Annotated in this window: 9 protein-coding genes and 1 riboswitch; of the genes, 8 read left to right on the top strand and 1 reads right to left on the bottom strand. The window is 53.5% G+C overall.

Annotated features, from left to right (window positions below):
* Positions 1 to 176: 176 nt before the first annotated feature.
* The 8 genes from PHE17_RS07090 (at position 177) to gcvP (ending at position 8,741) form a co-directional block, all read left to right on the top strand.
* Positions 177 to 803, top strand: a complete 627-nt coding sequence (locus PHE17_RS07090; RefSeq protein WP_301015127.1) for a paraquat-inducible protein A — start codon at positions 177 to 179, stop codon at positions 801 to 803.
* Positions 787 to 1,443 (top strand): paraquat-inducible protein A, encoded by a 657-nt coding sequence (locus PHE17_RS07095; protein WP_301015128.1) that lies wholly within the window; start codon positions 787 to 789, stop codon positions 1,441 to 1,443. The genes PHE17_RS07090 and PHE17_RS07095 overlap by 17 nt, the downstream gene beginning before the upstream one ends.
* Positions 1,440 to 3,083, top strand: a complete 1,644-nt coding sequence (locus PHE17_RS07100; RefSeq protein WP_301015129.1) for an MlaD family protein — start codon at positions 1,440 to 1,442, stop codon at positions 3,081 to 3,083. Before PHE17_RS07095 ends, PHE17_RS07100 begins: the two co-directional genes overlap by 4 nt.
* Before the next feature lie 2 nt (positions 3,084 to 3,085).
* Positions 3,086 to 3,670 carry a PqiC family protein gene (locus PHE17_RS07105; protein WP_301015130.1) on the top strand — a complete coding sequence of 195 codons (585 nt, stop codon included), beginning with the start codon at positions 3,086 to 3,088 and terminating at the stop codon, positions 3,668 to 3,670.
* A gap of 142 nt (positions 3,671 to 3,812) precedes the next feature.
* On the top strand, positions 3,813 to 4,028 hold the full coding sequence (locus tag PHE17_RS07110) for a hypothetical protein (protein ID WP_301015131.1): 216 nt from the start codon (positions 3,813 to 3,815) through the stop codon (positions 4,026 to 4,028).
* Between the two features lie 84 nt (positions 4,029 to 4,112).
* Positions 4,113 to 4,222, top strand: a riboswitch (glycine riboswitch).
* A gap of 151 nt (positions 4,223 to 4,373) precedes the next feature.
* Positions 4,374 to 5,456: a glycine cleavage system aminomethyltransferase GcvT gene (gcvT, locus tag PHE17_RS07115; RefSeq protein WP_301015132.1), complete on the top strand. Its 1,083-nt coding sequence runs from the start codon at positions 4,374 to 4,376 to the stop codon at positions 5,454 to 5,456.
* A 16-nt stretch (positions 5,457 to 5,472) separates the two neighbouring features.
* Positions 5,473 to 5,859 (top strand): glycine cleavage system protein GcvH, encoded by a 387-nt coding sequence (gene gcvH, locus PHE17_RS07120; RefSeq protein ID WP_301015133.1) that lies wholly within the window; start codon positions 5,473 to 5,475, stop codon positions 5,857 to 5,859.
* 17 nt (positions 5,860 to 5,876) lie between these two features.
* Entirely contained in the window at positions 5,877 to 8,741 is a 2,865-nt protein-coding gene (gcvP, locus tag PHE17_RS07125) for an aminomethyl-transferring glycine dehydrogenase (protein ID WP_301015134.1), read from the top strand.
* A gap of 86 nt (positions 8,742 to 8,827) precedes the next feature.
* On the opposite strand, the gene PHE17_RS07130 is transcribed toward gcvP, so the two are convergent.
* Positions 8,828 to 9,341 (bottom strand): tetratricopeptide repeat protein (locus PHE17_RS07130; RefSeq protein ID WP_301015135.1); only part of this gene is annotated, 514 nt, incomplete at its 5' end.

Consider the following 9,341-nt stretch of genomic DNA (forward strand, 5'->3'; position numbering starts at 1 on the left):
GGTATTGCCCACCATCATCACTTTTCCGCCGCAACACCCTCCCTTTTTAGGCATTACCGCCTGCCGTCCCCGCTAATCCGCAAACTTCCCGTGTGATATGCTGACCAGTAATTTTTATTGGCTGTCGCTTAGCTGTATTTATCTTATACTGGAGTGGGTTAAAATCGGAAAACTTAATGATTGATTATTCTTCCTGTGTAGCGTGTCAGGAATGCGGGCAATTGCACCGCTATAATCCCGTTGCTCCCGGAAAGACAGCGACTTGCCAGCGTTGTGGTTCAGTCCTTTACCGCAACCGTCCCCACATGCTGGAATCTGTATTGGCACTGACTTTGGCAGGGCTGGTATTGTTCATTTTGAGCAACTGGTTGCCGTTACTGGGGTTGCGGGCGCAGAGTATAGAGCAGGAATTTCACCTGCTGGGGGCAAGCATCGCCTTCTGGGATGGGGGGTATCATGTCCTAGCAGCGTTGATCGTGCTCAATACCATCGTGTTTCCCTTGTTTGAATTGCTGGCCTTATTGATTGTGCTCTTGACCATCCGTTATCGTTGGGAGCCGTCGTTGGCAATTGTGCTTTTCCGCTGGATGCGTGAGTTGAAGCCGTGGGGGATGCTGGAAGTGTTCATGTTGGGGATTCTGGTGGCAATGGTAAAACTGGGGGATATGGCAACCTTGATTATGGGGACGGCTTTGTGGTCATTTGCGGGGCTGGTGGTGACAATGACGGCTGCGACCTCCCTGTTGGAACCATTTGTCGTTTGGCGTGAGTTGGGGCGGGACAAACGTGTACCCACAAACTAAGCCGCAAACTGCCCGCGAGGCGGGTCTAATCCAATGCCGTACCTGTGCTGGTTTGAGCCATCCACCTGCCGTTTTGGGCAAGCACGAGGTCATGCGCTGCCCGCGTTGTGGTGCTAAATTGCGCTTGCACGAACACAATAACAGCATTGAAGTGACGTGGGCATTGTTGATCGCGTCTGCATTGCTTTATATTCCGGCGAACACCTTGCCAGTCATGAGTTATTATTCGCTGGGGGCAGGGCAGCCGGATACCATTCTCAGCGGGGTTTTCCGTTTGTTGGGGTCTGGTCAATGGCCGTTAGCGCTGATTGTGTTTGCCGCAAGTATTGTCGTGCCGTTGATGAAGCTGATTACGCTCACTTTTTTGCTCATCAGTATCCAACGCAAATCCCACTGGCGTCAGCTTGACCGGATGCGTCTGTACAAAATTACCGAGCACGTAGGGCGTTGGTCGATGGTGGATGTGTTTGTTATTGCCATCCTGACCGGCTTGGTGCAGTTTGGCAATATGGCGAGGGTGGAAGCCAATTCCGGCAGCTTTTCTTTTGCAGCCGTGGTGGTATTGACCATGTTTGCCGCCAAAACACTGGATGGGCATCTGATCTGGGATATTACCCGGCAAGAGGAACGGGATAAATGAATAACGTCGAAATATACACAGAAGATTTACCGGACGTTAATGTGCGTGAACAGCGCTGGCCTTCACCTGTTTGGCTGATTCCCTTGACGGCTTTGCTGATTGGTTGCTGGTTGCTCTTCCAAATTTGGTATCAGCAAGGCCCGACCGTGATTGTCCAGTTTGCCAATGCCGAAGGGATTGAATCCGGCAAAACCGAAGTGCGTTATAAAGCTGTTACCGTCGGGAAATTAAAAAAACTCAAGCTAAGTGACGACCTGAAATACATTGAAGCGCATATCGAACTGAATAAGGAAATCGGCTCGCATCTTGGTAGTGACGCCCGTTTTTGGGTGGTTAGCCCGCGCATTAACCGTTCGGGCGTATCTGGCCTGACTACGTTCTTTTCCGGCACGTATATTGGTATGGATCCCGGCACGAATACCGATGACCAAAGCTTTTATCAAGGCGAAGACCGCCCGCCAGTGATTGCCCCATCTGAAAACGGCAAGCGTTTCTTCCTGCTGTCAGATTCTTTAGGGTCAATGGATGTCGGCGCACCCGTGTTTTACAAACAACTTCAAGTCGGTGAAGTTATTGATTACAAGCTGTTACCGGCACAAGATCAGGTAAGGCTGGAAGTGTTTATCCGCGACCCTTACTACGATTTTGTACGCACCAATACCCGTTTCTGGAATGCCAGTGGGGCGGAATTCAAAGTGGGCGCAGCGGGTGCAGAATTCCGCATGGAGTCGCTTACCTCCCTGCTGATCGGCGGGATTGCCTTTGAAACGCCTAAGTCGATTGCACCGGGGGAGGCCAGTAAGGACAGCAGCGAATTCATCCTCTACCGGAACTTTGATGCTACGCAAGAAAAGCAGTATAGCCAGAAATTATATTACGTCATGTATTTTGGCGGCTCTGTGCGCGGTTTGGCAGTCGGTGCGCCGGTCGAATTCCAAGGTATTCCTGTGGGGAAGGTCGAGAATATTGACATGAAAATGGATGCCAAAACCTTGGAGGTGCGCATCCCCGTGTTGGTTTCTATCCAGCCGCAACAATTCAATGAAACGTTGACAAAAGGCGATGCAGAAACTGCCATGCGTAAAATGGTCGAGCAGGGTTTACGTGCCAAACTGGACACCGCCAGCCTGCTAACCGGGCAAAAGCTGATTACCTTGAGCATGGAGAAAAAACCGGAACCGGCACAGATTATTTCCACCCAATTCTACAGCGAATTCCCGACAGTGGCTTCCGCGCTGGATGACCTGCCTGCGATGGCAACTGACATTATGGCAAGTTTGCAGGAAACGCTGGATGGCATCAAAAAACTGGTGAAAAGCGGTAAGCTGGATAAAGCCGTTGATAACCTTAACAATGTGTTGGTCGAGGCGGAACAGGCAGTGAAGGCTGCTAAAACTGCGATTAATACGGTCGACCAAAAAACTTTGCCAACCGTAACCCGTGATTTAAGCGCTACCTTGCAAAAAATCCAAGGGTCAATGCTACAGCTTGACCGGCTGACCGCGCAGAATTCCCCAACCCAGTACCAGTTGCAGGAAATGCTGGAGGAAGTCACGGCGGCTTCACGCTCGGTACGTTCCTTGACTGAAACCCTGCAACGCCAGCCCAGTTCGCTGCTCCGTGGCAAGAAAGGAGACTAAACATGCACGCTATACGCCTATTTTCGCTGGCAATGGCTTTGTCGTTAGCCGCTTGTTCCAGCTCCCCGACGCTGTATCACACGTTGGCAAGTAATACGGCGGGTGCGGAAATCGCCACGGATGTTTCCCAGCGGATTCACAGTTTGGGTGTAGGGCCAATCGACCTGCCCACTTTGCTTGACCGCGAGGGCATGGTACTCCGCAAAGATGCCACCACCGTGGAAGTTTCAGACACCCATTTGTGGGGTGGGCAACTGGAAGATGAATTCCTGCGGGCATTGGTGCAGCAATTGTCGCTGCGTTTGCCTGCAACACGGGTGCAAACCATTCCGTGGGATATTAGCCAGACTCCGCAGTATCAAGTCGTGGTAAAGCTCAACCAGTTTGATGGGGCAGTCGGTGGGAAAGCGGTATTGCGCGGCTTATGGCAACTTCAGGCAGCAACGGATGGGCGGATAGTATCCAGCGAACCCATTGCCCTAGAACGCAAGGTGGGCAGCAGCGGTATCGGTAGTATTGTTGATGCCCAGAGCAGCCTAGTTAATGACTTGGCAAGCCAGATTGTGCGTGGGCTGGCTACCCGTTGAAAGACTGTTACACTTTGGTTGTGATCTTCCACCGTTTGACTTATATCAATATGCACGGGTCTGTTTAAACGTTAGAATAGCACTAAATATAAAAAGGTTTTTAACCGGATTATCCACAAAAATCATTCAAAGGATATTGAATATGTCAATCAGTAAAGCCGTGCAGCGAGGCACGCTCATCTATATTTATGATCAAGACGGTATGGCAGTCACTTCCATTTCCGCGCCGGGTCGTTGCCCGGATGACGGGCTGAAAGCTTATACGCCCCAAAGTGTTAGCGTGCAGAAAGGCGGGTTGCTCTATAGCTACGATAAACGCGGTCGCCAAACGGGGATTGCACCATTAAAAGTAGGGTAAATAGCGTCAGAAGCCATACAGATCAAGCGTAGCGTAAAGCGCTTTCCCCGTGGCATTGCATCCGCTACAATGCCCCGCATTCAGTAAAAACTGGCAGAAGAGCTTTGCCCGCCCACGTTAGACGTTGGTGCAGACAAACGCCGAAGGCGCAATTCCGCCCGGAAACGCTCAGGCAAAAGGACTGTCAGGACTATATCTGACTCTGGAGAGCAGCGCGGATGCGCTCACCGAAGGGTAGTAACTTGCCACCCGGCAAGGAATCTCTCAGGTAACAGGACAGAGGGGCGGCAGGTTCAAGCGACCTGCCGCCCTTTTTTTGTGCCTAACACCTTGGAATAATACTAAATGCAACGTACTGCCCTTTACACCAAGCACCTTGAATCCGGTGCGAAAATGGTCGATTTCGCGGGTTGGGAAATGCCCATCCACTACGGCTCGCAACTGCAAGAACACCACATCGTCCGCACTGACGCGGGCATGTTCGACGTATCCCACATGACCGTGCTTGACCTCGAAGGCCCCAGTGCAAAGGTCTACCTGCTGCACCTGCTTGCCAACAACGTTGAAAAACTCAAGGAACACGGCAAAGCGCTGTATAGCTGCATGTTGAACGACGCAGGCAATGTGATTGACGACCTGATCGTGTACCACTTTTCCGATACCACCTACCGCATCGTGGTGAACGCAGCCACCCGTGAAAAAGACATCGCGTGGATGCAGCAACAAATCGCACCTTTCGACGCTACCCTGACCGAACGTGATGACTTGTCGATGATTGCCGTACAAGGCCCGACTGCCCGTGAGCGGGTATTGGGTATGTTGCCGGAAAGCCATACGGAAGTAGCCAGCAAACTGGGCGTCTTCTACGGCGACTACCTCGGTGATTGGTTTATCGCCCGCACAGGTTACACGGGCGAAGACGGTTTCGAGATCATAATCCCGCACGCGCAAGCCCCCGAAGCCTGGGATGCATTGCTGGCTGCTGGGGTAAAACCCATTGGTCTGGGCGCACGCGACACTTTGCGTCTGGAAGCGGGCATGAACCTGTACGGCACGGACATGGACGAAACCACGTCCCCACTGGTTTCCGGCTTGGGTTGGACAATCGGTTGGAAGCCAGAAAGCCGTAACTTTATTGGGCGTGCTGCGTTGGAAGCACAGAAGGCCGCCGGAGTACCGCAAAAATTCGTCGGTTTGGTGCTGGAAGGCAAAGGTGTTTTACGCAGCCACATGAAAGTTGTTTGCGCAGCGGGTGAAGGAGAAACCACCAGCGGCACATTTTCGCCTACACTCGGCGTAGCAATTGCGCTGGCACGTATTCCGGCAGCTTGCGGTGACACTTGCGAAGTCGATATTCGCGGCAAACTGCATCCGGCAAAGGTGGTAAAACCTGTCTTCGCACGCAATGGCAAATCTGTTTTGAATTAAGTTTTTGGAGTTATTTATGAGCAATATCCCATCTGACCTGAAATACACCAAATCCCACGAATGGGTACGCGACAATGGCGACGGCACTGTCACCGTTGGCATTACTGACCACGCGCAAGAATTGCTGGGCGATCTGGTACACATCGAATTGCCAGAAGTCGGCACAGAATACGGTGCGGAAGATGGCTGCGCGGTAGCGGAATCTGTGAAAGCCGCTTCCGACATTTACGCGCCAGTCCCCGGCGTGATCGTCGAAGTGAACGAAGCCGTGCAAGATTCCCCGGAACTGGTCAATTCTGACCCTTACGGCGATGGCTGGATGTTCGTGATGCGCGTGGATGACGAAGATGCGATGGACGAACTGCTGGATGCGGAAGCGTACCAAGCAGAAGCGGAAGAATAAGATAAGGTAGCGATTGAATGACAACTTTGTACGAACTTGAACAACACGACGATTTTATTGCCCGCCACATTGGCCCCAGTGAAGCCGATACCGCCGCGATGCTGCAAACCGTGGGCGCAGACTCGCTGGATGCGCTGATTGACAGCACTGTGCCTGCGAGCATCCGCTTGCCAGCGCCGCTGGCACTGGATGGCAGCCGCACCGAAGCCGAAACCTTGGCTTACCTCAAAGCGTTGGCGGGGCAAAATACCGTTGCCAAGTCGTACATCGGCATGGGCTATTACGACACGCTCGTGCCGCCGGTCATTTTGCGTAATGTCCTGGAAAACCCCGGTTGGTACACCGCGTATACGCCGTACCAGCCGGAAATTTCCCAAGGGCGGCTGGAAGGCTTGCTCAATTACCAGCAAATGGTCATGGATTTGACGGGCATGGACATTGCCAATGCCTCGTTGTTGGATGAAGCGACGGCGGCGGCGGAAGCGATGACGTTGTGCAAGCGTTCCAACAAGCTCAAATCGGACAAATTCTTTGTGGGTGCGGATGTGCATCCGCAGACTATCGACGTGCTGAAAACCCGGGCTGGTTATTTTGGTTTTGAACTCATTATCGGCAACCCGTATGCCGAGCTGGCGCAGCACGAAGTGTTTGGGGCAATGTTGCAATACCCTGGCACTACGGGCGAAGTCGGCGATCTGGAAGCCTTGATTAAGCAGGCGCACGCGCAAAAAGCCTTGGTGTGTGTGGCATCTGACCTGATGGCGTTGGTGATGTTGAAAGCACCGGGCGAAATGGGCGCGGATGTCGTGGTCGGTAACTCACAGCGTTTCGGTGTGCCGATGGGTTTCGGCGGGCCTCATGCGGCGTTTTTTGCGACCAAGGATGCGTTCAAGCGCACCATGCCGGGGCGCGTGATCGGGGTTTCGATTGATAGTCACGGCAAGCAGGCGTTGCGCATGGCGATGCAGACCCGTGAGCAGCATATTCGTCGGGAGAAGGCGACTTCCAATATTTGTACGGCGCAGGCGTTGCTGGCGAATATGGCGGGATTTTATGCGGTGTATCACGGGCCGGAAGGTTTGAAGACGATTGCGGGACGGATTCATCGGCTGACGAATATCCTTGCCAAAGGGTTGCAGCAGAAGGGTGTGACGCTGCTGAATGATACGTGGTTTGATACGGTGGTGGTGGCTGCTCCCTTCGACTTCGCTCAGGGAGCGAATGCGATCAATTTCCGTCATTTCCCTGACGGGAAGATTGGTATCAGCGTTGATGAGCGTAAGACTCGTGCTGACATCGCCGAACTGTTCGATGTGTTGCTGGGTGCTGGGCATGGCTTGGATGTGGATGCGCTGGATGCTGCGGTTGTGGCAGAAGGTTTCAGCGGGATTCCATCCGGTTACAAGCGTAGCAGCGAGTTTTTGACGCATCCGGTGTTCAATACGCATCATTCTGAATCTGAAATGCTGCGTTACCTGAAACGTTTGGAGAACAAGGATTTTTCGTTGACGCATGGGATGATTCCGCTGGGTTCTTGCACCATGAAGCTGAATGCGACCACGGAAATGATGCCGGTTACTTGGTCAGAGTTTGCGGATATTCACCCGTTTGCGCCGCAGGAGCAGACCGTGGGTTATCGCACCATGATCAAGGAGTTGGAAGATTGGTTGGTGGAAATCACTGGCTATGATGCGATTTCGATGCAGCCGAATTCGGGGGCGCAGGGCGAATACGCTGGGCTGGTGGCGATCCGCCGTTATCAGGCGAGTATTGGGCAGGGGCATCGGGATGTGTGTTTGATTCCGAGTTCGGCGCATGGCACGAATCCGGCTTCGGCGGCAATGGTGAGCCTGAAGGTGGTGGTGGTCGAGTGCGACGCGAACGGTAACGTGGATGTGGCGGATTTGCGTGCCAAGGCGGAAAAACACGCGGCGAATTTGGCGTGCTTGATGGTGACTTATCCGTCTACGCATGGGGTGTTTGAGCAGGACATCGTGGAAATTTGCGACATTGTGCATCAGTTCGGTGGGCAGGTGTACATGGATGGCGCGAATATGAACGCGCAAGTGGGCTTGTCGAAACCGGGCAAAATGGGGTCGGATGTGTCGCATTTGAACTTGCACAAGACCTTTGCGATTCCGCACGGCGGCGGTGGCCCTGGCATGGGGCCGATTGGGGTGAAGGCGCATTTGGCTCCGTTCTTGTCCAGCCATGCGGTGACTCCGCCGGATGGGGTTGCGCTGGGGAATAGTGCGGTGTCGGCTGCGCCGTATGGGAGTGGGGCGATTTTGCCGATTTCGTGGGCGTACATCAAGTTGATGGGGGCGGCGGGCTTGCAGCGGGCGACGGAGATGGCGATTTTGAACGCCAATTACATCATGCAACGCTTGGCTGAGCATTATCCGGTGCTGTTCCGGGGGGCGAATGGGCGGGTGGCGCATGAGTGCATTATCGACATTCGTCCGTTGAAGGCGGCTTCCGGCGTTGATGAGTCGGACATCGCTAAACGCTTGATGGATTACGGTTTCCACGCGCCTACCATGTCGTTTCCGGTGGCGGGGACGCTGATGATCGAGCCGACTGAATCCGAGCCGAAAGAGGAGCTTGACCGTTTTTGCGATGCGATGATCGCGATTCGGGAAGAGATTCGCAAGGTGCAGGAGGGTGTGTGGCCTGCGGACAATAATCCGCTGGTGAATGCGCCGCATACGCTGGATGATTTGGTGAATGCTTGGGAACGCCCTTACAGCCAGACCGAGGCGGTGTTCCCGCAGGGTGTTAGCCCGACGGCGAAGTATTGGCCTACCGTGAACCGGATTGATAATGTGTACGGGGATCGGAATTTGGTGTGTTCGTGTCCTTCGGTTGATTCTTATCGGTAAGGGGTAAAAGCTTCGCCTTTACTTCCCCCCATCCCCAGCCCTTCCCCCGCAAGGGGTGAAGGGAGGAGGAAACCGCATTTCCCGCGTTATTCGCTTTCGTTCATCTGCTGCGCCAGCATTTCCCAGCCTTGTAGCCCGCCCGGTAAGCCAAGGTTCCCTGCCAAACTTTCCAATGCTTGCAGCACATTTGCCAGATTGGTCTTTTTTGCGATGCCGTAAACCGTTACCCATGCTTGTACGGCTTCTGCGGCTTCCTCATTTTGCAAATGGATATGCCCCATGTTGAATAAAGTCACGCACAGACCCGCCACATCGCCGATTTCCTGTTGAATGGCGAGTGACTTTTTGAGGAAGTCGAGAGCGGTGTCGTAGTCGCCGCGTTCGTGGTAAATCCCAGCGACATTGTTGAGGGTCGTGCCTTCGCCGGATTTGTCGCCGATTTCCTGTCTTATGGTGAGTGACTTTTTGAGGAGGTCGAGAGCGGTGTCGTAGTCGCCGCGTTCGTGGTAAATCCCAGCGACATTGTTGAGGGTCGTGCCTTCGCCGGATTTGTCGCCGATTTCCTGTCTTATGGTGAGTGACTTTTTGAGGAGGTCGAGA

The organism is Thiothrix sp. (assembly GCF_028714775.1).
In the GTDB taxonomy this organism is placed as follows: Bacteria; Pseudomonadota; Gammaproteobacteria; order Thiotrichales; family Thiotrichaceae; genus Thiothrix.